Source organism: Paenibacillus sp. 01T443, from assembly GCF_056398325.1.
On record NZ_JBFTPE010000006.1, the window covers coordinates 20108 to 42191 of the forward strand.

18 protein-coding genes are annotated in these 22084 nt (G+C 48.7%); 3 read left to right on the forward strand and 15 right to left on the reverse strand.

From position 1 onward, the window contains the following. Position 1: 1 nt before the first annotated feature. The 9 genes from AC1DLI_RS10980 to AC1DLI_RS11020 form a co-directional block, all read right to left on the reverse strand. Complete coding sequence (locus AC1DLI_RS10980) at positions 2 to 937, reverse strand: type II secretion system F family protein (RefSeq protein WP_477602426.1); 936 nt, start codon at positions 935 to 937, stop codon at positions 2 to 4. Then, a complete protein-coding gene (locus AC1DLI_RS10985; RefSeq protein WP_477602428.1) occupies positions 930 to 2345 on the reverse strand; it encodes an ATPase, T2SS/T4P/T4SS family in 1416 nt (471 codons plus the stop codon). Before AC1DLI_RS10985 ends, AC1DLI_RS10980 begins: the two co-directional genes overlap by 8 nt. Beyond that, entirely contained in the window at positions 2300 to 3148 is an 849-nt protein-coding gene (locus AC1DLI_RS10990; RefSeq protein ID WP_477602430.1) for a CpaE/TadZ family protein, read from the reverse strand. Before AC1DLI_RS10990 ends, AC1DLI_RS10985 begins: the two co-directional genes overlap by 46 nt. A gap of 2 nt (positions 3149 to 3150) precedes the next feature. Then, on the reverse strand, positions 3151 to 3870 hold the full coding sequence (locus AC1DLI_RS10995) for an SAF domain-containing protein (protein ID WP_477602432.1): 720 nt from the start codon (positions 3868 to 3870) through the stop codon (positions 3151 to 3153). A gap of 244 nt (positions 3871 to 4114) precedes the next feature. Beyond that, positions 4115 to 4465: a type II toxin-antitoxin system PemK/MazF family toxin gene (locus AC1DLI_RS11000; RefSeq protein ID WP_028609438.1), complete on the reverse strand. Its 351-nt coding sequence runs from the start codon at positions 4463 to 4465 to the stop codon at positions 4115 to 4117. A gap of 3 nt (positions 4466 to 4468) precedes the next feature. Further along, positions 4469 to 4750 carry a CopG family ribbon-helix-helix protein gene (locus AC1DLI_RS11005; RefSeq protein ID WP_028609437.1) on the reverse strand — a complete coding sequence of 94 codons (282 nt, stop codon included), beginning with the start codon at positions 4748 to 4750 and terminating at the stop codon, positions 4469 to 4471. 221 nt (positions 4751 to 4971) lie between these two features. Next, positions 4972 to 6162, reverse strand: a complete 1191-nt coding sequence (gene alr / locus AC1DLI_RS11010; RefSeq protein WP_477602434.1) for an alanine racemase — start codon at positions 6160 to 6162, stop codon at positions 4972 to 4974. A gap of 148 nt (positions 6163 to 6310) precedes the next feature. Then, positions 6311 to 7597 (reverse strand): LolA family protein, encoded by a 1287-nt coding sequence (locus tag AC1DLI_RS11015; protein WP_477602436.1) that lies wholly within the window; start codon positions 7595 to 7597, stop codon positions 6311 to 6313. Positions 7598 to 7806: 209 nt separating this feature from the next. Next, a complete protein-coding gene (locus AC1DLI_RS11020; protein WP_477602438.1) occupies positions 7807 to 11145 on the reverse strand; it encodes an outer membrane protein assembly factor BamB family protein in 3339 nt (1112 codons plus the stop codon). A 267-nt stretch (positions 11146 to 11412) separates the two neighbouring features. Between AC1DLI_RS11020 and AC1DLI_RS11025 the strand changes: the two genes are divergently transcribed. Together AC1DLI_RS11025 and AC1DLI_RS11030 are read left to right on the forward strand one after the other, a co-directional pair. Next, positions 11413 to 11634 (forward strand): PspC domain-containing protein, encoded by a 222-nt coding sequence (locus AC1DLI_RS11025; RefSeq protein WP_308999812.1) that lies wholly within the window; start codon positions 11413 to 11415, stop codon positions 11632 to 11634. A 116-nt stretch (positions 11635 to 11750) separates the two neighbouring features. After that, entirely contained in the window at positions 11751 to 12419 is a 669-nt protein-coding gene (locus AC1DLI_RS11030) for a PspA/IM30 family protein (protein ID WP_477602440.1), read from the forward strand. A 93-nt stretch (positions 12420 to 12512) separates the two neighbouring features. Here the strand turns inward: AC1DLI_RS11030 and AC1DLI_RS11035 are convergent, their stop codons facing one another. Continuing rightward, entirely contained in the window at positions 12513 to 13331 is an 819-nt protein-coding gene (locus AC1DLI_RS11035) for a PPK2 family polyphosphate kinase (RefSeq protein ID WP_477602442.1), read from the reverse strand. Between the two features lie 20 nt (positions 13332 to 13351). After that, entirely contained in the window at positions 13352 to 14038 is a 687-nt protein-coding gene (locus tag AC1DLI_RS11040) for a M50 family metallopeptidase (RefSeq protein ID WP_477602444.1), read from the reverse strand. A gap of 119 nt (positions 14039 to 14157) precedes the next feature. Here AC1DLI_RS11040 and AC1DLI_RS11045 point away from each other — a divergent pair, with 119 nt between their 5' ends. Beyond that, positions 14158 to 14973, forward strand: coding sequence for an alpha/beta fold hydrolase (locus tag AC1DLI_RS11045; RefSeq protein ID WP_477602446.1), 816 nt, complete (start codon positions 14158 to 14160; stop codon positions 14971 to 14973). Between the two features lie 134 nt (positions 14974 to 15107). Here the strand turns inward: AC1DLI_RS11045 and AC1DLI_RS11050 are convergent, their stop codons facing one another. From AC1DLI_RS11050 to AC1DLI_RS11065, 4 genes are all read right to left on the reverse strand, one after another. Further along, positions 15108 to 15737 (reverse strand): hypothetical protein, encoded by a 630-nt coding sequence (locus AC1DLI_RS11050; protein WP_477602448.1) that lies wholly within the window; start codon positions 15735 to 15737, stop codon positions 15108 to 15110. A 218-nt stretch (positions 15738 to 15955) separates the two neighbouring features. After that, complete coding sequence (locus tag AC1DLI_RS11055; protein ID WP_477602450.1) at positions 15956 to 16489, reverse strand: type 1 glutamine amidotransferase domain-containing protein; 534 nt, start codon at positions 16487 to 16489, stop codon at positions 15956 to 15958. Positions 16490 to 16559: 70 nt separating this feature from the next. After that, the gene (locus tag AC1DLI_RS11060) at positions 16560 to 21506 is read right to left on the reverse strand and encodes a DUF5724 domain-containing protein (RefSeq protein WP_477602452.1); all 4947 of its coding nucleotides are present in this window, start codon (positions 21504 to 21506) and stop codon (positions 16560 to 16562) included. 26 nt (positions 21507 to 21532) lie between these two features. Beyond that, on the reverse strand, positions 21533 to 21955 hold the full coding sequence (locus AC1DLI_RS11065) for a hypothetical protein (protein WP_477602454.1): 423 nt from the start codon (positions 21953 to 21955) through the stop codon (positions 21533 to 21535). Positions 21956 to 22084: the final 129 nt, after the last annotated feature.

Sequence of the window (22084 nt, forward strand, 5' to 3'; positions counted from 1 at the left end):
TTCACATTTTTTTGCGAGAAAGCCATAACCCCATCAGGAATGACGCAAAAATCAGCACTGCCGCATTGAGCAGCATGTCCCGGCCCATTGCATCAACGACATAATAATAGTAGGCGTTATCCTTGTTGTACCGCAGATTGATTCCGATAAATAAAGCGAGGAACAAAATCGGTGAAAAATTAGCTACGCGTATCTCCAACAGCCGATTGCGCTCCTGCTCATTAGCGCGTCTTGCTTTACGCATATCGGTCAGGAGCTCCTTTAAGCTATCCGTTACAGATACTCCCTCCACAAGCGCCACTCGTATAATATGAACGAAATAATCCGCCCACAAATGACCTAGCGATGAAGCAAGCAGTCTCAGGCTGGCTTCGTCATCGCCTCGTACAGACAAATTGCGATACAGCTGCTCGAATACCGATTGCATCGGACCTAGCAATCTTCGCTCCTCAACCGTGCGCTGCAGCGCTACCCGTACTTGCCGCTCGCCTGTTACGAGATAGCATTGATAAAAAAGCTCTACCGCAGGCAAAAAATCCATTTGCGTTTGCATGCGACGGTGAACGAGCAGCGTCCTTAGAACTGTATAGGGCAATGAACCTAATAATATGCCAAACAACAATGTCCCTTTGATGCTTTGAAAGAAAATGCCGCCGGCAGCGATACCGGCCAGTAACAGCAAACCGGATATATACACGAAGGAAGCCGGTGTTACTTGCAAACGCAGCGTTTCCAGCAAATCAGACAAATGCCGGTGAAGCCATTCATACCGCTTAAAGCGTTCCGCTGCCCGTATACGCAAGCTGCTATTTGTTCGATATGTCAGCTTGCTGACTAGCTGCTGCTCCCTCGACCAGAGCAGGAGCAGATTAAATATGGCGATATATATAAAGCAAAATAATAACCCGGCCAGCGCTGCGGCAGATAGATCATTCATGACGGACGCCTCCCGCAGCCAGCCGGCAAGCAGCAGCCTCGGATGGCGGCACCGGGAACAGCCATTTACCTATCGCCTCATCGAACCGCACCCAGTCCCTCACATGCGCTTGTCCATCTTCCCAGCACAGCTCACCAATGCGGCTAATGACTCGTCGCCCTCGCAGGTAGCTCATTTCAATACCGATCTCCGTCACATATTGCGTGATGCGTTTTGCCAGCCGTTCAGCATTCATGCCTCTGCCATCAAGCATGCACATATCGGTTATGGCCTCCGGAACATCCTCCAGCCTATTCGCATGCACGGTTGTCATGCTTCCTGAATGTCCTCGGGTACAAGCACGAACGTAGATGTTCGCGTCTAAGTCTCGAATTTCGGCATGAATGATACGCTGAGGAGATTGCCTAAGCGCGAGTTTGAAGGCCTGATCCGAACGATGATAGCTATCCTCTTCATCTGTCATATATTCCACCACGTTTTTGCTTGGGAAGTCCCGCCCGAGCATCATCTCAAATCGCCCCTCGATCGTAATAATCCGTTCTTCATCGGGAAGCTCTGCAATCAGCGCCTTCATCAGATTGGTTTTGCCTGAATTCGTTGGACCAATGATAACGATATTAAATCGTGCAGCCAATATCGCCTTGAGTATGTCCTGTATCCGTTCGTTCAACGTATTGTAAGCCGGCTTGCCCAGCGTCTCCAGACTAAAGCTGCGCACGGTGTAGAAGCGAATCGTCAAGGTCGGGCTAGCTGTAAAACCAAATCCCGTCATCGTTACGCGTGATCCGTCCCGCAGCATGACTTCTGCCCAACGCTTCCGCGGATTAATGCGGTCATTATTGTACAAAACCAAATTTTGCTGAATTCGTTCTACCTCGCGGATACTGTCAAAGCGATAAGCGGAAGGCTCCGTAATACCATTTTTCACAATGAAGATCTGTACGCCCACAACCTGTATCTCCTCCAAGCCGTCCTTATCTGCGAGCACTAATTCCAATACATTCAGTCCAATGACCTCCGCGAACAAAGCCTCGGCTAACGTTTGATAAGGATGCTGTACATTTGCTGTACTGTGGATACGCAGCCGGATCAGCCGATCCGTAATGACCGCCAGCACCTGCTCCCGCTCCTGCGAATACCCTAGCACTGCACGATTGAGTGTCTCGCTATATTGCCTGCGGTCTTCTTCACTCAGCCCGTGCGGAGTGCTTAAATAAGATCGGATATCATCCGCTAGGCTCGCGAATTCTCCTTGTGCATCTGCTGCCTGGTAAGGCGCAGCCGGCTCTTGATCACGTTTCTCCCGCTCCGATTGCATTTGGGCAGCAAAATCAGAGGGTGAGAACCGATTTTGCTGCCCGGTCACGAGCTTGTACCATTGCGATGGGAAAGCAGCTTGCGATACCATGGCTGCACAGCTATGGATGTCGCCATGCTTCGGATTCCATGCCGCCGCATGATTGTATTCGCCGGCTCTTTCATCGTTTGCCTGCCCTCAATATCCGTTTTCAGCCACCCCGCATACGTACCGTTATCCAATTGGCTAAAGACAGGCTCGCTTAATTGCAGCTGACCGAGTGCCGTTGTGCCAAGCTCTTTACAAATATGCTTCATCTGATAACCTCCATTTCTCCATGGTCCATTGATGATGACTGAATCGTACTGCTCGGGAGCAATCCCGAATAAAGGCGAAACCTGTCCAATCCAGCGTCTGCCATCTTCTTGAAAATGGGACAAGGCTGGCGTGGTGACGAGAATACGTGAGCCTGCCCTTCGAACCGAGCAAATCGTCGCAGCATTGTCCCAATAAGCGCCAACATCGATGACAACAAACGCAAAGGTTTGTTCTGCGATTGTCAGCAAGTGATCCGCTTCTTCCGGCGTAAAATACTCGGCTTGGTCTCTCAAGAGATTGCCGAACAGTACCTGCACATTCGGCTGACTCGGTACAGGATATGCGGCTCTGCGCAGCTTATCCGGCGTCAACGTATAGGAACGCAGCTCCGGACGCAGCTTGTCCAGCGTGGCAAGCGGCTCGTCAACGCCGAGATAGCGATGAATCTTCGCACTCTTGAGGTTAAGGCATAAAAATCCAATCGGCTTGCCGCTTGCTTCTCCCATCCGATAGGCAGCAGCAAAAGCCGCTGCCGTCGTTCCGATATTAGGGGTTGTGCCAATAAAAACAGCATGTGGCGCCAATGTTCCATTCACCTTCAATCAGCCCCCTCGCCCATCTCCAAGTCAAGCGATTCCGGACTATAGGCAACGACTAGCTTCAAAGTGCCTCCCTTACACAAGCCGTCCAACTGGAGCCATTGCTCCTCCGTTAAATTTAAATTCAAATAATCAATCATTCCGTTTGCTTCGCGCCTGGATGCGTACATTTGCTCTTTATTGCCCTCTGCCCGTGAAAATAAATTCGGGTTCTCGATATTATCAATCTCGACGTTACCCGATGACTTCACCGAGGCTACGGTTACCGCTTGAGTGAAGAGTCGATCAGAGGGCGCCCCTTCTCCCGAAACAAAAAGCTGTACCTTGTCCCCTGCCCTAATTCCGTTCGAAATGGAACGGATGTACTCCTTCGGAATTTGAAAGGTAGATTCCGTTCGTCTGGGCTGTAAATAAAAATCGTCGACCTTCCAAAGCAAAAGCGGCTCCCCCTTGCCCAGAGGAATAATCGTTTCCTTCCCGGCAGCCTGCTCCAGCTTAATGATCATGTCCGGAATATAAGCGGTCTGCGGAACCATTTTATACTCAAGATCACTTTCCTTAAGCCGCTCTCCTGCCCCAATAAAGCGCTTCGGTACGAGGACAGCTACCGTCTTCTCTTTTTCAATCTGAATGCGCTGCAGCTCGTACATGCCGTAAACTAAGCTGGCAGAAAGCACTGCGGCTGTCAGACTGATAATGGCATTCCTTCTCTTCTTCATCGCCACTCCCCTCTGAGCATAAAAAAAAGAACGCACCAGCAGCCATCTAAGGCGTACTGCGTGCGTTCTTCGCATAATAGTGCTCATATATAGGTTTGCAAAACTAATTGAGTTCATAATAGCAAATACAACTTTCATTTGTCTATCATTATTTTTCCGAATTCAACAAAATCCAGTAAAAGGCGACAAAAAAAGGCATTCAGCTGAAGGCTGCCCCTTCAAAATGCTAAATAGCCTTCACTCATTAAAAATCAATTAATCCCACGCTTATTAACAAAGCATCGTCCACCTTACGCATCGTTTCATCATCCAAATGCGTAATTTTATCCGTTAATCTTTGCTTATCAATGGTACGAATCTGCTCGAGAAGCACAACGGAGTCGCGGTCAAAGCCATGAGCTGCTGCATCCATTTCAACATGGGTAGGCAGCTTCGCCTTCTGGATTTGTGCCGTTATCGCAGCAACGATGACCGTTGGACTGAATCGGTTTCCGATATCATTTTGAATGACCAGTACGGGGCGAACTCCGCCCTGCTCCGATCCGACGACAGGCGATAAATCCGCAAAAAAAACATCACCACGTTTTACAATCAACCTCTACACCCCGCTAACGAGACGGCCTAACGTATGATCTGCTTCTTCCTCCGCTTGAAAAGCTTCCGAGGCCATGTTCAGGTTTATTTTCGCCATTTCCATATACCCGCGCTGCATGGATTCTCGGATTTGACGTTTTTTGCGCTCCACCAAATACAGTTTCATGGCTTGCCGAATAAATTCGCTGCGGTTGGAGTTTTCCTTGGCTACAATCCCGTCAACCTCCTCCAGCAAATGATCTGGCAGGCTAATCATGATTCTTTTGGTATTTTGTACATTGGCCACCGAACTCGCACCCCCAAAACTTTTCCATAACCTTAGTACACATTATGACAATATATTGCCGTCGCTATACTTCAACATATCTATGATAGCCGTATATCAAATATGCTGTATGTTTTCATGTATAGCCTTTATTGATCATCTTCATTACTACATTCGTGATATTTGGCGAAAATCCTCTTCATATACGAAAAATTGTAAAAAGAAACAATTACCAATCCGAATTATGTCTGAGCTATGGGGTTTTGAATGGCTGTAACACGGCCGTCGTTTACATAAATACGAGGTACACGCGCAGCAAGCATACAAGTTACTTCATAGTTTATCGTGTCGAGCTGCTTTGCCACTTCTTCCACTGTTATAACCGAATCGCCTTGTCGGCCTATAAGCACGACCTCTTCACCCGGTTCAACAGGCATCTCTGTCTCCGAAACTGCAGCATCAAGCGCAATCATGCATTGATCCATACATATCGTACCCCGAATCGGCAGCTTCACACCGCGTACAAGTCCATGGGCTTTACCCGTAAGCATACGGCTATACCCGTCTGCATACCCAATAGGCAGTGTTCCGATACGTTCTTCCCCTTCCGAAACATATCGCGTACCATAGCTGATTCCCCAGCCCGCCGGCACTGTTTTTACCATAACGACTTCCGTCTTAAGTGTCATCACCGGCTCTAGCGCAATGCGCTGCTGATTCACCTCATCAGACGGATATAAGCCGTACATGCTAACACCAAGGCGCAGCATACCTCCCGTCCATTGCGGTGTGTCAATTCCCGCAGCGCTGTTCGCTGCATGAATAATAGGAATTGGCCAGCCTTGCTGCTCCACATATTCTGCTACTTCACGAAATCTGTCGTATTGCATCATCGTGTAATTTTTATCTGCCTCATCTGCACGCGCATAATGAGTAAATAAACCCTCAACTTCAAGCTGAGGCACCTGCATGGCTTTCTGGATAAAGGACAGGACCGCATCCTTTCCGATTACGCCAAGCCGGCCCATGCCGGAATCCATTTTTACATGTACTTTTAGTTTGCGGCCTTTGCTGTCAGGCGGCAGCTTTGCAGCCGCTTCGATAATATCTTCGCGAAAGAGACTTATCGTAACATCATGGTCCCTTGCGACAGACAAAGCATCCGCTGCCACGAATCCAAGTACAAGAATCGGGGTTTGGATGCCTGCCCTACGCAATTGCAATGCTTCATCCAGAAAAGCTACACCTAAATAGTCTACGCCAAATCGTTCAGCTTCCCGAGCTATCTCTACCGCCCCATGACCGTAAGCATTCGCTTTAACAGAGGCCATGAGTCTGCATTCCTGCGGAATTGCATTTCGAAAAGCCTGTAAATTATGTCTTAATGCATCAAGTGACAATTCAACCCTAGTCGGGCGATAATACGAATCCAAGCCGTTCACCTTCCCCTTATCTGGCAGCCACAACAGTCCGAGCAGCAAACATCAATAGGAATAATGTTAAACCTTGCTGCTGAGACTGTCAATGAAACGATACCTGAAAATGGCTAGTACGTCTTGGAAAATCGTCTGTTTATCCGTTTTATTTCCCTATTTCGCCCTGTACCGACTGCGCCACCTTAATCATTTCGGATTCAGGAAGATTCGCGCTGGTGAGGCGGAATTGATGGCCCTCATAGGTCCAAACCAGCGTCAGCTGCTCATCGCCGCTTAGCTGCCCCATTGTAAATCCGAGATCCACCATCATACCAGGAACGATTGAAGCGGCCTGGTCTTTTGGCTCCGTTTGAATAAGCGTGTAGCTGTAATCGCCCGAATAGCGAAGCATCAAACCTGGGTTGCCGCCAAACACAATGTCAACTAACTCCGGCTCCTCAACACCATCCGGCAAGTACGATGGCTTCATTGCGGTAAAATCAGCTGTCTCATCCGGTTTAGCGCCGGTTGCTGCATCGTCGCCCTCATTCTCGGCTGCATTTCCACTGTTGTTCGTTTGATCGTCACCATCGACAGCGCTGTTATTATCTGTTTTATTCCCGCTATTATCCGGATTGTTGCTATCTGTTGCAGTATTCGCATTGGAATCTGTATCTGTATCTGTACCTGCGTCTGTGTCTGTGTTACCCTCTGCATTTGCATTAGCATCCGTATTTTCTGTTGTATTATCTGCAGAATTATTTACGCTGTCATCATCAGGTTGCGTCATGGTTGGTTCTTCTGTAGATTGGCTGGATGGCGTTGCCTTCATATTCGCTTCTGTCTCGAATACGGCTTTATCAAATTTCGGTCCAAAATCGAACGTATCAAATTTGACTTCGACCATTACGGCTGCATTCGTATCGCTGACCTCTACCTGAACCGGCTTGTAGTCCGTTTTATTGAGCCAAATTTTTTGTCGGGCAAGCGAGCCGTTATTATAATTAGCCATTACATCAAATACGTAGTTGTCCTCGTCGATTACAAACTGCCGGGAATTATCTACGAGTATGCTTTGAACGAGCGTTTGGTACAAGTACACCTGGCCTTGGTTTTGCGGCCAATCACTTTGGAAGCGGAAAACTTTATTCAGCTTCGGCGTGAGAACGAATACCCCGTCGTCATTGCGAAGCACGATTTGTGTAATGTCCTTCTCTTCATTCGTCAGCTTGATCCGGTAGTATTGCGGTTTTTGATAGGATACCTCCACCTTATACTCAAGTGGCTGCTGTCCCGTCCGCAGCGTCATCGTACCGCTTCCTTGGTAGCTCTCCATGCTGTTTACTACTTTGTCGAGCTCCTTAACCACGGACTCGGCGTCCTTCGTTCCGCAAGCTGCTAATACTAATGAAAAACATAATAATATTGCCGCGGTCCATGTCATGCGACGCATGTAATCATCCCCTCTGCACATTGTTTTTTACTGGCTGATAACATGTCTATGAGGGGACTTGACCAATTATGCGGACTAGTTTGACAAGCTACTGCAAGCCATAGTCTTTAAACAAAGAAAAGAGGCTGCCCCTCAAGGCTTGTGGCCTGTTGGGATAGCCCCTCTTAAGAGGGATACCGACATAATCTTTTTACAAGCTTACTTATCAGTTAGCTTTTAATTCGGAACAAAAGAGATGCTGCCTCTGCGCGGGTCAAAGTATCCTTCGGTTTGAAGCTCCCGTCCTTATAACCCTTGATGATGCCGGAATCGATTACTGCGCCGACCAAGCCAAGGTTTGATGCTTGGATGGAAGACCTATCGGTAACCTTAACCAAAGCATTGGCCTTTTCTGGCAGTTTCAGTGCTTTAGCCGTCCAAACGGCTACCTCTTCCCTCGTGACCGGTTGCGCTGGCTTAAATTGGTTGCCGTAGCTTTTGCCATCAATCCAGCCGTTTGCTAAGGCCGACTCAATTACGGCTCTTGACCAACGTGTTTTGGAAACATCCGTATAGGATAAATGGGCTGCTTTCTGAGGCGTTTTCAGTTTCTTCGAAAGCATGGCAAGGAACTGTTCCCTGGTTACCTGAGTATCAGGACGGTAGGTGCCATCTGCAAAACCGGTCACAACGCCGGCTTCCGCAAGTTCCTCCACGGCGGTCTTCGCCCAGTGCTTTTTCATGTCGAAAAAAACACTCTCGTCGGACCGGGTAACTCGAATTTCGTATAGACTCAGCTCGCTCGCTGCATCGATTACCGCTACATGAAGATCATTGGTAATGCCGCTCGCAGTCGTCTTATCTCCTACTAACGGGATTTGCCACAATAATTTGCCCGCTGTATCATAGGATGCAACAGAATGACGGCTGCTATTAGCGAAACTATTATCGGATAGCGTTAGAAGCCATTCATTCTCGCGCTGATTAATAAATTTCGGGGATGCCTTCAAGTTCATGAAACGAAACGGAGCTTCACCCTCCGTCATGCCTTCAGTCGTACCGGATTGAAAAATAACAAGCTTCTCATTGCTTAGAAATGGCTCTGCGTAAGTGAAAGCTTTCAAATTTTTCTTCCACTTCAGTTGTCCATTTGTATCTACTGCATTTATGGTGCCTTCCGAGCTTGCTGCAACGATGGTCCCATCCTGAAGCAGCTTTGGTTTATAAAATCTAGAATCGGAGCTTCCCAGTTCGTGCTTCCAGCGTACGCTTCCTGATGAAGCATCAATGGCATGCAGCGTGCCAAGACTGCGAGTACTATATAAAACTCCCGGTATCATCGTAGTTTCGCCGCCGATCCTTTCACTTCGCGTTGTGACGACATACAGCGTGTCTTCTACGCCGTTAAGAACCGACTCCGAGTGCGTAATTTCTCCATTTAATGATACAGTCCACAGGACGGCACCCGCTTTATCTATTGCCTGAAGCTGGCTGACAGCGCTCGTAACACTTCCGGTTCTAGTAGAGATATTATTTGTGAATCCCGTATATCTAGTACCGGAGCGGTCCCAGCCTAGCATAGTGCTGTGGTAATTAGCCGCAGCCGTACTATTCAGCAGTTCCTTGCCGCTGAGCGGGTCGAAGGACGTTAGCTGTCCGTTTTCCGTTCCGATATACAATCTTCCATCCGGTCCGATAACTGGCTTCGCGAGCACGAGCTGTTTCATATCCTGCTGCCATAGGAGTTCACCTGCCGCGCTTATAGCCGTGAGCTTTCCTTGTCTGCTAGTAGCATAGACCGTTCCGTCTTCTGAAATGAGCGGAGCTTGATATATTGCAGTTTTATTGTTTTCCAACCCTGGCAGAGCATAGCCCCATTTTTTCACAGCTTTAGCGTTATAGGTGACTGATGACTGATCCGGTTTCTGCTGCCCGCTTACCTCCACCTTGATTGTTGCCTTCAATTGAAGATATTCAGCAGTCAGCTCCACTTTGCCGGCTCCTAACGTATGAAAGCCTGTTGCGTCGAAAAATGCTATTTTTTCATTGCTGCTGCGATAGATGATGCCTTTGGGATTCGTTTGCTCTTTCCCGTCCGACCACTTTACGACAGCTTGAAGGGAATATGTTCTTTTGGGTTCAAAAATCGGATATACGTTACCGAAGGATATGGAAACAACTTCTCCTTTGTTCGAGACCTCTTTAATTTCAAGACCGGATACCCTCCCGTCCCTTGTTCCAACGTATATAGTATTCGAATCCACATACTTGTAATAAAAAGCGTCATTCGTCTGGTATTCAACAGGGTGGCTCATTTGCGAGTCTGACAGTGCGATTTCGTTATACCCTGTCGATAAAAGCATGCCGTTCTCCAACCAAACAGCCGGCGTGTAGTGTTCTCTCTGAGAGGAGGAGATAAGCTTACCTTCTTGGCTTATCCGGAGCAGCTGCGGCTTGTAGGGCGTGCTGTACTGGATTTTTCCATCCTTTGACGTTTCATAGCCTGAAAGAGCGCTGTAGAAAAGCAGAGAACCATCCTCATCCAAATGCATGGCAGTACCATTTTCCAATACATTAGCTTCTTCGTTGATCGGCAGCCTCCAAAGTAGTTTCCCTTGGCTATCGTATTTGGAGATCGCTGCATCTTTCGTTACGATAAAAACGTTTTGTTGATCATCAAACAGCAGTGGAGCAAATGTTCTGCCGGTCAGCGAATAGCTCCTTTTCATTAAGCCATCGCCGATTACCTTCACCTCTGTCGGTTTCCTTGAACCATCATTATAGAAAGGGGATGATGGCTCCTCTTGTACAAAAGGCTCCGTAAACACGAGCAGATTGCCCTTCTCATCGGTTGAGGTATTATAAAATGAACTGTTCAAGTTAAACTTCCAGCGCACCGAACCGTCTTGGTTCAGCTCCTCAGCGTAACAGACTGATTCGAAGATCAACTTTCCTCCAATCGTTTTAACCGATCTTTTTGTGGATACTATGTAGACCTTATCCTCCGTTAAACCCTGATACTCTACCAGTGCAGAGACATCCTTCCGTTCAGATGCAAGTTTACCGTCCGAACGCAAAACAATCATATGTTCCGAACTGTTGCTTAATAGAATATAGATCAAGCCGTTACGCTGAACCGCAATCTTTTGAAAGCGCGGGTATGATGTTTCATATTCCCATTTCTTTACGCCGTCTGCCTGAAATGCGTATAAATTTCCGCTTGAACCTACATAAACGACTCCGTCTGCTCCAAGTTCGAGCTGACCTTCCTGTTCATAGGTCTCACCGCTCATCGAACGAACTTCAGCGGTCCACAGCTGCTTGCCGGCAGGGTTAAAAGCATAGAGCTTTCCTTTCTCAGACAGGATGTACAGCGTGCCGTCCGCAGCAATAACCGGCTTTGCGGCCACTCCCCCCTCAATGCTGTTGCTCCAGCGCTCTGCCAAATAGGAACCGACAGGTTGAGCTGCCTCCGCGTTTACGGAGATTGGAACCACGAAGGTTGGTAAACACATGACAAAAGCGATAAGCAAAATAACTGCTTTTTTATCATAGAAACGTCTATTCATATTAGCCTTTCCTCCCATTACTACTAATATTTCTCTATTTAAGCTAGATTCATAGTAGTGGATAGTTGAAAGGCTGTAAAGGAAATTGGCCAATTGCCATTATATATCCAAACTGTAATCTATAATCTTTCCACTTCTTTCCCCGTCGTTTGTCGCACTAAGGCCCGCCTTAAGCCTAGTTCCCAAAACAGACCCCGGACCGTTACGGAATTCTGATGCACGCTCTAGAATAAAGACATAGATGAGCACAAGGAAAGGATGATAAATATGAAAAAATTATTTCGTTCAACTACGGACAGCAAGCTAACCGGTCTCTGCGGAGGTATCGGACAATGGCTGGGCATTGATTCTACCATCGTAAGGCTGCTGGTCGTCATTGCCGCATTCTTCAGCTTTGGAGCTGTCCTTTTGGCGTATTTCATCGCCACGCTGTTTGTACCGAAAGCCCTAAACAATGATTTCAGATTCACTGACCGATACCAAGCGTAAACGGTTGTCGCGGACCATTGGCGTAAAAGCTCGTTTCGCGGTGAACGATAAGAATCTAGTTAAGTTGAAAGCTTATAAATTTTATATTTAAAACCAATTTGGGGAGAGATGATAGAATGGGAATTTTACAACGTGTAGTCAGCATGACGAAGGCCGCGACGAATGAGATGCTCGACAAGTTCGAAAATCCGGTTACCATGCTTAATCAATATTTAAGAGATCTGGAAGAGGAAATAGCGAGCACCGAACGTGAAGCTGTGCGGCAGCAGGCGCAGGAGCGGATATTGCAGGCAAAGCTCGCCGAGCTGAAAGAGCAAGCTCATTACTATGAGAAAAAAGCTGAGCAAGCAGCGGCCGAGGAACGAGAGTCAGAAGCCCGCGTTGCGCTTGAGGCGAAGCTTCTTTATTTGGACCAAATGGAAGAAACACTTAAGCTGATGAAGTTCTCGGAGCAAGCAGCAATTGAGCTTGGGCTGCGTGCTCAGGCATTGAAGGAAGAAAAAACACGGCTGCAAGGAAAGCGAACGGAGTTAGTCGCCCGTATGCAGCAGACATCCAAGGCACCCGGAAATTCATCGGCTCCTTGGCATGAAAGCTCCGCTTCTAGAGGCTTTGACAGAATTGAACAGAAACTAATGGAACGTGAAGCGGAAATTGAGCTTGCCAAAGGACGGTACGGGCTGGATTCTGACCTGCAAGGCCATGATCAACAGCAGGAGCAGCGCAGAGCGCGCGTCGATGAAGAGCTGAAGCGGCTTCTCCAAAAAAAGAATAGCGGCAGCTAGCCTTTATTTAAAATAAGCAAGGGGCTTTCCCATTCATCTTAGATGAACGGGAAAGCCCCTTTTCAGTTCGCTTCCTCTTATTCGCTCCGCTTCCTAAGCCTCTTCCGTCTTGAGCTTCGCAAGCAGCGGCTGAAGCTCAGGATTGGCGGGCGGCTCCTCTAAATCAAGGCTTCGCAGCACGTCCACGGCGATGCGCAATACGGCATAATTGCGGTACCACCTGTTGTCGGAGGGTACAGCATACCAGGGCGCAGCCTTGCTGCATTTCTCGAACAGCTCCTCGTAAAGCTCGCTATACTGGTTCCAAGCTTTCCGTTCCTTCAGGTCGGAAGAATCGAATTTCCAGTTTTTGCTCGTGTCCTCGATCCGGCTGATCAGCTTCTCGAGCTGAAACTCCTTCGAAATATGCAGGAAGATTTTGACCACTTTAACGCCGCTGTCCGACAGCATCCTCTCAAAATGGTTGATATGCTTAAACCGCTTCTTCGCCTGCTCGTCAGTCACCTCGCCATGGACTCTTGTAATCAGCACTTCCTCATAATAAGAACGGTTAAAGACCGCGATCTGTCCCAGGGCGGGTACAGCACGGTGCGCTCTCCACAAAAAATCATGCCGAGCCTCCTCCTCCGACGGCGTCTTGAAGCTATGGGCGGATATGCCCTGCGGATGAAGTCCGGCAAACACTTTTTTGATGACTCCATCCTTTCCGCTGCAATCCATCCCTTGAAAAATAAACAAAACCGCATGCTCTTTACTCGCGACCAGCTTCTCCTGCAGCTCCTGCAGCTCCAGCTCAAGCTCCTTTATTTCCTGCATGACTTCTTCCCTATTATTAAATCGCCCCGTATCTTTCGGATCAATATCGGATAATGCCACCTGTTTCTGCTCAGGCAGCTTATAGCTTTTTGACATTTTCTCACATCCTCCCTTGTCTATTTACTTATTTGTATCCCTGACCCGCTTCGTCTAAACAAATGACCAACGGCTATTTTGGCGCACCAAAGCGAAAATCCGCAAAACAAGGCCGCCCATACAAACCCCGGCACGAATGTGGATTGGCTTAAGCTGGTTGCATCACCTGCTGACGCAGGGTCAGTGACAGCAAGATAAAGCAAAATAAATGGACTAATGATAGACTCCACCAAGCAAATAAAAGCAATCAGTAAATAATAACCGCTTCGAAGCCAGCTTGGTGCGGCAAAATAAATAAAGGCCGTTAATGCCGTAAAGCCGGCACTCCATGCCATGCCATAGTTATTGCGCACGAATAGCGCGAGCGCCGCGCCCGCAGCTATGGCAACGCAAGCTAAGCCGAAGCGCCCTTTCCCTCGCGCATGGAGATAGAAAAGCAGCAGCGCGAACAATGCGGAGCCCATGTACCCGGCAAGCGCAATCGGAATCAACATCCAGTTGTTCGTATAGGAAGTATAGGTTACCCCGCTCTGATCCGCGTACAAATAAATATGCATGACGCTGCCTTTAAGCAGCAAGGTTACGACTGCATGGGCAAGCTCATGGGCCAATGTATTCACATTTTGAAAAAAGGCCGAAAAAGGGATGAACCGCGTCAGAAAGATAGTAACGATAATAATAACCGCCATTCTTAACCAAGAAAACATGCTTTAACCTCCAATCTCTTGTCACCATTCTACTCCTTCATACGAAGTAAAAAGATTTATTTTTCAAAAGCTGCTTAATTGGGTAAGAATAAACAATAACCGCGAAGAGGAGCGATACTATGGGACATTATATTGAGGTTGAGAGAAAAGTTAAACTCTACGTTGAGGATATTGGCACCGGCATCCCTGTTATCTTCCTGCACGGCTGGCCGCTGAACAGCCGAATGTTTGAATATCAGTTCACCCTGCTGTCAGTGCAGGGCTATCGCTGCATCGGAATTGACCAACGCGGCTTTGGCAAATCCAGCGCTCCGGCAGGCGGATACGACTATGATCGACTAGCGGATGACGTGAAAGCGGTCATCGATTATCTGAGGCTGGAGCATGCCTTTCTGGTAGGCTTCTCTGTAGGAGGTGCCATTGCCGTCCGTTACATGGCGCGCCATGGCGGCTATGGCATTCAAAAGCTTGCTCTTCTTGGCGCAGCCGCTCCTTCCTTCACGCAGCGGGACGATTACCCGCTTGGCATGAAGCAGGAGAAAGCCAATGAGCAAATCGCTGCCGCCAAGAAAGACCGGCCCGAGATGCTTCGGGGCTTTGGCGAGATTTTTCTCGCGAATACCGCACAGCATCCGATATCCGATCCGTTTAAGGATTGGCTCCAGCTGCTTGGCCTAGAGGCATCAGCCTGGGGGACCGTTCGCACCTTCGAATCGCTGCGCGATGAAGATCTCAGGGCGGATTTACTGCAAATTAAAGCAAATACAACGATTTTCCACGGGATGCTCGACAAGATTTGCCCGCCGGAATTTGCCAAGGAGATGCTGAACAGCATCGATGGCTCAACTCTCGTCACGTTCGAGCAAAGCGGCCACGGCATGCTCTATGATGAGCCAGTTAGATTTAATAATGAGCTGCTAGAGTTTTTAAAGTAAACAAACGCAAACGGTTGATGTCATCCTCCATGGCAAAAGCTCGTTTCGCGGAGAAATAGAAGCAGATTTATAAGTGAAAACTTCTTATCTATTAAATAAAAGAGGAGCCGGTTTATACGGCTCCTCTTTATTTGCTACTGCGCTGTGACATCAGTCAGCTCCTGGTAGTATTTATTTAATAAATGATGAAAGCGCTGAAAATCGCCCGACAGCACTTTTATTTTTCTTTTGATCCTGGTTTTCCGCTTTTGGTCATGCTCCTCCAACTGAAACTGATCGATGTATCTATCCAGCTTCTCCCTAAGTGTAAGGATCACGCCGATCTCTGTATGCGAATGCGCCATATCCAGCAGATCCGCCGCAAGCGCTTCGCCCAAATGATCCATCGTTTGCCCCGGTTTATGTAAAGCTTTATCGATTATAATCTGATCGGGCGTCGAGTCCTCCCGGTAATCCTGACCCGGCACCTGTCTCCAGAACGCTTGCCAATTCTCTAATTGGCCAACCTCGTATAATAAATATTTATGAAATCCGCAGAGCCATGCGGTACAGCTCGTATTTCGAAGCTGACACCCCACGCCATCGGATAGATGCTGGCAATCACGGCAGCAGGAGCCGCTGTTCGCAATGCAAACCTTGCAAATATGATCCGCTCCCCATGCTTGCAAAGTCAGCATGCCGTTGTCAATTAGGGAAGATCGGTTCACCCGTAAGGACGGTCTGCCTGCTTGGTCTACCTGTTCATTTAGCGTAGAACCTTGCATGTAACTCCTCCTCCTTTATTGTCCAATAGCAAAAGCCCAAGCTTGTACATAACTTGAAGTATACCCCACCTCACTGCAATAGACAATTCGGCTATTCTGCCCACAACTGATGCTAGTCTAACCTTTATTCAAAAACAAAAAACCGGCTTCGAATCCGCTTAGATCCGAAGCCAGCCTTGTCTTTTCCCTATTCCGCAAACTCTTGGTTAGACCTTAAATTACCAAGCATTTACGCCAAGCTTGTCGATCGTTTCACGGATAAAAGCTGGCTCGTCCTCCGGCGTACGGGACGTAACGAAATTGCGGTCCACGACAACCTCTTTATCAACGAAGTTCCCGCCTGCTGCTTCGATCTCCGAGGACAGACCGGGATAGGCAGTCAGCGTTCGGCCCTTAAGCAGACCAGCCGCCTCCAAGATCTGCGGACCATGGCATATTGCCGCAATCGTTGTTCCGGCTTGATCAGCCTTCTGTACGAAAGCTTGCACAGCCGCATTATCCATTAGGTGGGAAGGCGATTTGCCCCCCGGAATAATAATAGCGGAGTAATCATCCGCATTCGCTTCTTTAATGCCCAAATGCGAGGTATACACGATCGATCCCTGCTTGCCCTTCAGCACTTCGTTGCTGTTCAAGCTAATAATAACGGCCTCGTGGCCATTTTTCACCATTTCATCATAAGGGTTCTTCATCTCGGAATCTTCAAAATCATTGGCCAGTAGAAACGCTACCTTCTTTGCTTGCGTCATCATTTGCACACTCCTTTCCATATTCACGCCATGATGTACTATACCCTGTTTGACAATATTTGAAGCAAGTTATTTATACTTGAAGCTGTGCTAAAATTTGCGGATCCTTGAGCTTCGTATCCTGCGCCAGCAGCATGATTTTGGACAAAATTTCTGCCGTCTTCGGGTCCTCGTCCATAAAGGGCAGGAACAATCTGCCTCGATGCTGCGAATGGACGGGAATGATCGCGAGCGCGCCTTTTGCTTGCTTATAAACGGTACCGCTGCCCAGATGAACGCTGTATTCCCCAAGCTTGCCCGCAATCAAAGCATGATTGCCCTCAAGGCGGACATTTGTGATCTTAAGCAGGCGCAGAGATTCGGTTACGATAGCCGTTCGTATGCCAATCGTCGTAAGACTTGCTTCCGGGTCGACTCCGCCAACATGAGCCACGCTGACAACCAAATCGACGTCTCTCATCACCTCGGAGAAGATTAAGCTTGGCACCTGCGCAATCGCAAGCCCCTTCAAGGTTTTTCGATCAAAGAAACGAACGGTCTCCAGCGTCGGACTTTCAATATCGGAAGGGGAAAACCAATCGGCTAAAGCGTAAATGCTGGCTATAACATTCTCCTTATAAAATACCTTCTGCAGGCCTTCCTCATAGCTGACTGTCCATTTTCGCCCTTTGAGAAGGCTGAGCGTTTTGCGGGGCTGTACCTGATGGCCCGCATAGCGCCTCGATAATGATCCACTCGCAAGCTCATCTACGGTTGGCAAATAGAGTTCTCTGAAAACTTGCTTAAACGGCTGCTTCACCTGACGGTCAAATAAATCCTTCTGGTAGCTGCTCCACTCGCCGCTCTCATACAGATGGAGAGGATGCGCTATCACTAATTGATCATTTTCCGTTATTTGATAGCTCTGCGCTTGCGGGCTCTCGAGCATTCCCTTATCGAAATAACCAAAGTTCTGGTTTATTTTAAATACCAGCGCATTCACTAACGGCAAAAGCACCGGATTTTGAACCAGCCTGCTGATCTCCCGCAGCGTAAAGCTGCTTCCGCTCACCATCGAGCGTTCAAGCTCCGCGCGGGCCCTTTTATACTGGTCAGTCAGCTCCGTCTTCGTTTCTTTAAGGGCAGCGATATATTCATGCTTCTTATAGGCGGCAGGCAACGACTTTAAAGTCTTGCCCTGCTTCATAACACGAATATCCGTCTTTCCTGACTCATCGATGACGAGCTGTGCCGATGTCAGTTCATCCAGTGCATGCGGCTCAAAATAATGCAAAAGCTCATCCAGCTTCCTGCCCTCCATATCCCAGGTTAAGCGGATGACATCCGCATAGCCGGCATTTCGCGCGAGATTATCGAGCGCAATGCTGGATGCCTTCTCCTCGCTGGCCCTCCTTTGGGCGCCAAATGCTTTGCTTTCCTTCCAAAACCGCTGGATAAAGGAATAACGCTCAAGCACTTCACGCGTTTCCTCGCCATCCTTGCGCCACGGCAGCAGGCTGTAGCTAAGCAAAAGATCCTTGTTCCGCTTCTCCGCAACCTGGGCCTGAAGCTCGCCCGCGTTCAGCCTGCCGAGCACTGCGTCCGCAAACAGCTGCGACCGCCGATGATTCGCTCCTGCGGAAATGTATTTTGCACATTGGTACAGCAGGCGGAAGCGTTCTTCCCCAAGCTCGTCATAAGCTTGCCTAAACCAATCGATGTCAAATGCGCCATCGTTGAAATCCTGCGGCGCAATCGGTGAATATTGAGCAACGATCGTCTCCTTCTCAGCCGAAAACGATTCATTAATATGCGCATGGAAGTACCAGGCCGCGCTCCGCAGGCCGCTCCAGCCGAGACAGCTTGATACGAGCTCAACCCACTGCGGCGCATACATTGCGGCTTCCAGCAGCCTTGTCTCTGAAATACCGCTATCCTGCAGCAGCTCCCGCAGCATTGCTTCGTCCTCGCCATTCCTGGGATGGCATACCTTGAGCAGATGGCTGAACGTTTCCTTCCGGGTAATATCCTTGCCATATCCGTAAATATAGCCGCGAACGAAAGCTTCCTTATCCAGCCCTTTCAAAATCGCAATAAAGTCGTTCATGCCCTCCACATGCTGAATGCTCGTCGCCAAATGGGTTACCTCTGTAGTCAAATCCCCTCGATTCAGCTCCAGCTCTAATATGCGCCGCACAATTAATTCTTTGACCGCGTTCAACTGCGGATATTGTTTATTCAGCTTGCCTTTCGGGTTAGTCAGCTGTCTGATATGGCTGCTGCTATGCGGCCTTGCAACAAGCTCTTTAAGCAGTTCATTCTTATCGATGATGCCCAAGCTGAATGCTCGGGCAAAATCCATCGTATCCAGAAGCTGAACCTCGAAGCCAAACATCTCATACAACGGATAAAAGATACGGAATAATTGAGCAAAGGATACATCGTCATCGCTGCTTGTGCGCAGCTCCTTTCTCCAAAATTCCGTAAACAAATCAAGGAGCCTGCTCTCCTCCTTCACGCGCTCGGCCGGAAAGCAGCTCATGATCAAGCTCAGGAAATGCTCCGCTGCGTCAAACCGTTCTTTCCAGCGGCTTTCTCTCAAATATGCACTGATGATTTCATTAACCTGCATGCGGTAAGGAACGTTCTCGGTTAGTAAGTATGTCTCGCGCAGCAGCTCCATCGGATACAGCTGATCAAGCAGCTCCTTGCGCCAGCCCTCGGCCGGCTCATAGGCAGCTGCATGCCAGCGCTCCTGCTCCCCGTAATAGTACCGGTAAAGAGAATCCGCAGAGCGGAAGAAATGCAGCTGCAGCAGCTCAGCCGCTCCAAAGCCGCTTTTCTCCAAATAGTCCGCCCACACCTGTGCGAGCGGATAGCGCTCCAGCGTAGGCGTGGCATCATTCGGCTCATATCGCCATTGCAAGCTCGTAAGCTTGGCTCCAACAAGCAGTGTCTCCTTTGCGCCTGAATAATCTGTTGTTTCGTATTCATGCTCGCGATGAAGATGCACAAGATCCGCCAAGCCTTTAATAAAGCTGCCGATTTGCTCCGTCGTTAAATTAAAGTAGCGTTTGCCCGCTTGCAGCGCGGACATTTGGAGCTGCTCTTTCCCCGATAACTCTTCCTGTGATGCCTCCGGATTAAACAAGCCAAGTCCATTGCTGAGCGTATAGACTGTCTGCTGCTTCAGCTTCGCGATTAACAGCCGCTCTTTGTCGGATGGCGCTTCGATTAAATCGACCTCATCCTTCATGAATCCCGAGAGCTGGGCGAGAGCAGGCTCATCCTTCATTTCGGTCAGCAGCTCAAGCGCCGCTAAGCGCTGAAGCTCGTTTCGGCTTTGCAGCAGCATCGCGAGCACGGCTTCGAGCTGTCGAGCGGATTGCTTCAGCAGCAGACCGATCGCCCCTTGCCGCAGCGCCCCCGTCTTCAGCTTGAGCAGCAATGCCACGGCTTCGATTTCATCCTCGTTCAGCTCAAGCTCGGCCGCCTTTTGCATGGCGAGCTCGCGGTTGGTCATGCTTTTATCCGATAAACATGCAATCAGAAAAGAACGCTGGGCGCTGCTAGAGGGATCATTAATGAAAAATTTTAGCAGCTCGCCTCTCATATCATGGCTAAGCCTATCCTTCAGCGCGAAAATCTCCGCAAGCCATTCCTGATCCATATCGTAAGCGGTCAAATAGAGAAGCTTACGAATAACCGTATCCGTAGAGAAGGTATAGCCGACCCAATGAAACACCTCGGATCTTTCTTCACTATCCTTCAAGGGCATGCCGCTCAGCATCGCCATGAATTGCTCGAATTGCCGTCTTCGCACCGTTTTCTCCGCAAGGAGCACCGATTTCCTGAACACCAACCGCGTGTAGGTTCCTTTAGGATCGCTCTCCCAAGTATAGGAGTAGTCGAAGGTATAGTTCATTACGACCCAATATTGCACTTCTTTATGAGGCTCGCCCAGCCAATCCTGGGCAATCAAAAAACGAATATCCTCGTTCTGCGACTGTGCCAGCATATACTGCGCAACGATTTTGCGATAGTTTTCATCGCTCGCCATAATGAGGCTGATTTGCTCATAAAGCTGCTTTTCCTCATGTACGGCAATCGCCCACAGACTCATATAAAGCTCATTGACGTCACCGCTCGCAAGCCCTTGCCTTAAAACAGCGGGATCCGCGAGACACTGTGCGGCATAGGCAATATTTTGCCTTGCTACCCTAGCATTCGAAGCTTCCAGTCCGAGGCCCGTCCAGACATCCAAAGCCCGAATAACGGAGCTGTAGCGAATGAGATCATGCTCGGTAACAACCTCCAACATGTAGATCATGGCTTCAATCGTACCCTCATCCATCGCTTCGACGATGCTTTGCCGCAAGCCTTCTTGCAGCCTTGCTGCAACTAAGAGCTCTCCCATCATGCGGTAGGCTTCGCGGCTGTGGCTGAGGAAGATGCCCGAGATCATGCTCCGGGACAATAACGCTGTGTTGTTATCGCCGTATATTATTTCTTTTAATGCGTGGATAATGGCTTCATCACCATTGTCGATTCCGTATGCAATGATATCCGCAATGGCCATTGCCGGAAATTGATGCTCATTTTCTGATATGTAGTTTGGCTTCGCCAAATAATCCGCCACCGAAAAATCCCGTGCATGCAAATAAAATAAAGAAATCATTTTGGTTAGCAGCCGGTCCAGATGCAAACGCTGCTCCTTCGTTCGGAACGGCCTGCGCGCATAACCAGTGCTGTATGGATATTCTGCGGCATGCTTTGCTATATATCGAAAAACATACGCATATCCGTCATCCAGCAGCTCATCGATTACAGCAACAAGCGGTTCAAACAACGGCTGCTCCTCGCTTGAAGCCAAAATAAGCAGCTGCTCCTTGATCTCGGCATTGATTTCATAGTCGTTGTATCCTCGCTCGCTTAGTTGGATAAGCAAAAACGCCAACCGCTGATGCGGATCGGAAAGCGAAATGACAGCCGCCTTATCCTTCATTTGTTGAAAATACAGCTTTTGTTCCGCTCTATCCATCTCTTCACTGCCTCCTTAGCATAGTACTACCACATGGATCTCGCCAGCATCGTAAACCGAATGAATGCCAGCTCGTCCCCGCCCTGCAGCATAAGCGGCATTTCCAAATGCTCAGCCTCGCTGCCATTTATAAATACCCTGTACAATCCGTCCTCGAAGGCAAGCAGCGCAGTCGATACCGCCTCTTCCTCGTCCGCCTTCCGGTCGTTATCAAGCGATCCGTTGCCTACCTTCCCGTTTACGCCCTGCAGCTCAATGTCATCCTTCGTTAGAAAAGAAACAAACGGCACATCGCTCTTTCGTTCATTAAACTGCCGGACATTTTCGGATACGATATCTATAATCAACGACCTCAGCGTCGACGGCGGCTCCGTTAGCTGCCACGCCAAACGGTCGAGATAATTTTTTCTCTTACCTAAGCTTTTAACCGTTATGAACACTTTTAACACAGCCGCACCTCCAGCTTAAGAAATATTTTATATGCACATCGTACCATATTAAGGAATTTCGTTTCCAAGCAGACGATCCATGCCCATGCCGATAGAAAAAAGCTGCCGGGAGGCGTTATTTCAACACCT

Excerpts from the sequence above, each read along its gene's own strand:
- AC1DLI_RS10980 (WP_477602426.1), bottom strand. The coding sequence starts at position 937 with ATGAATGATCTATCTGCCGCAGCGCTGGCCGGGTTATTATTTTGCTTT.
- AC1DLI_RS10985 (WP_477602428.1), bottom strand. The coding sequence starts at position 2,345 with ATGGTATCGCAAGCTGCTTTCCCATCGCAATGGTACAAGCTCGTGACC.
- AC1DLI_RS10995 (WP_477602432.1), bottom strand. The coding sequence starts at position 3,870 with ATGAAGAAGAGAAGGAATGCCATTATCAGTCTGACAGCCGCAGTGCTT.
- AC1DLI_RS11015 (WP_477602436.1), bottom strand. The coding sequence starts at position 7,597 with ATGCGTCGCATGACATGGACCGCGGCAATATTATTATGTTTTTCATTA.
- AC1DLI_RS11020 (WP_477602438.1), bottom strand. The coding sequence starts at position 11,145 with ATGAATAGACGTTTCTATGATAAAAAAGCAGTTATTTTGCTTATCGCT.
- AC1DLI_RS11025 (WP_308999812.1), top strand. The coding sequence starts at position 11,413 with ATGAAAAAATTATTTCGTTCAACTACGGACAGCAAGCTAACCGGTCTC.
- AC1DLI_RS11030 (WP_477602440.1), top strand. The coding sequence starts at position 11,751 with ATGGGAATTTTACAACGTGTAGTCAGCATGACGAAGGCCGCGACGAAT.
- AC1DLI_RS11035 (WP_477602442.1), bottom strand. The coding sequence starts at position 13,331 with ATGTCAAAAAGCTATAAGCTGCCTGAGCAGAAACAGGTGGCATTATCC.
- AC1DLI_RS11040 (WP_477602444.1), bottom strand. The coding sequence starts at position 14,038 with ATGTTTTCTTGGTTAAGAATGGCGGTTATTATTATCGTTACTATCTTT.
- AC1DLI_RS11045 (WP_477602446.1), top strand. The coding sequence starts at position 14,158 with ATGGGACATTATATTGAGGTTGAGAGAAAAGTTAAACTCTACGTTGAG.
- AC1DLI_RS11050 (WP_477602448.1), bottom strand. The coding sequence starts at position 15,737 with ATGCAAGGTTCTACGCTAAATGAACAGGTAGACCAAGCAGGCAGACCG.
- AC1DLI_RS11055 (WP_477602450.1), bottom strand. The coding sequence starts at position 16,489 with ATGATGACGCAAGCAAAGAAGGTAGCGTTTCTACTGGCCAATGATTTT.
- AC1DLI_RS11060 (WP_477602452.1), bottom strand. The coding sequence starts at position 21,506 with ATGGATAGAGCGGAACAAAAGCTGTATTTTCAACAAATGAAGGATAAG.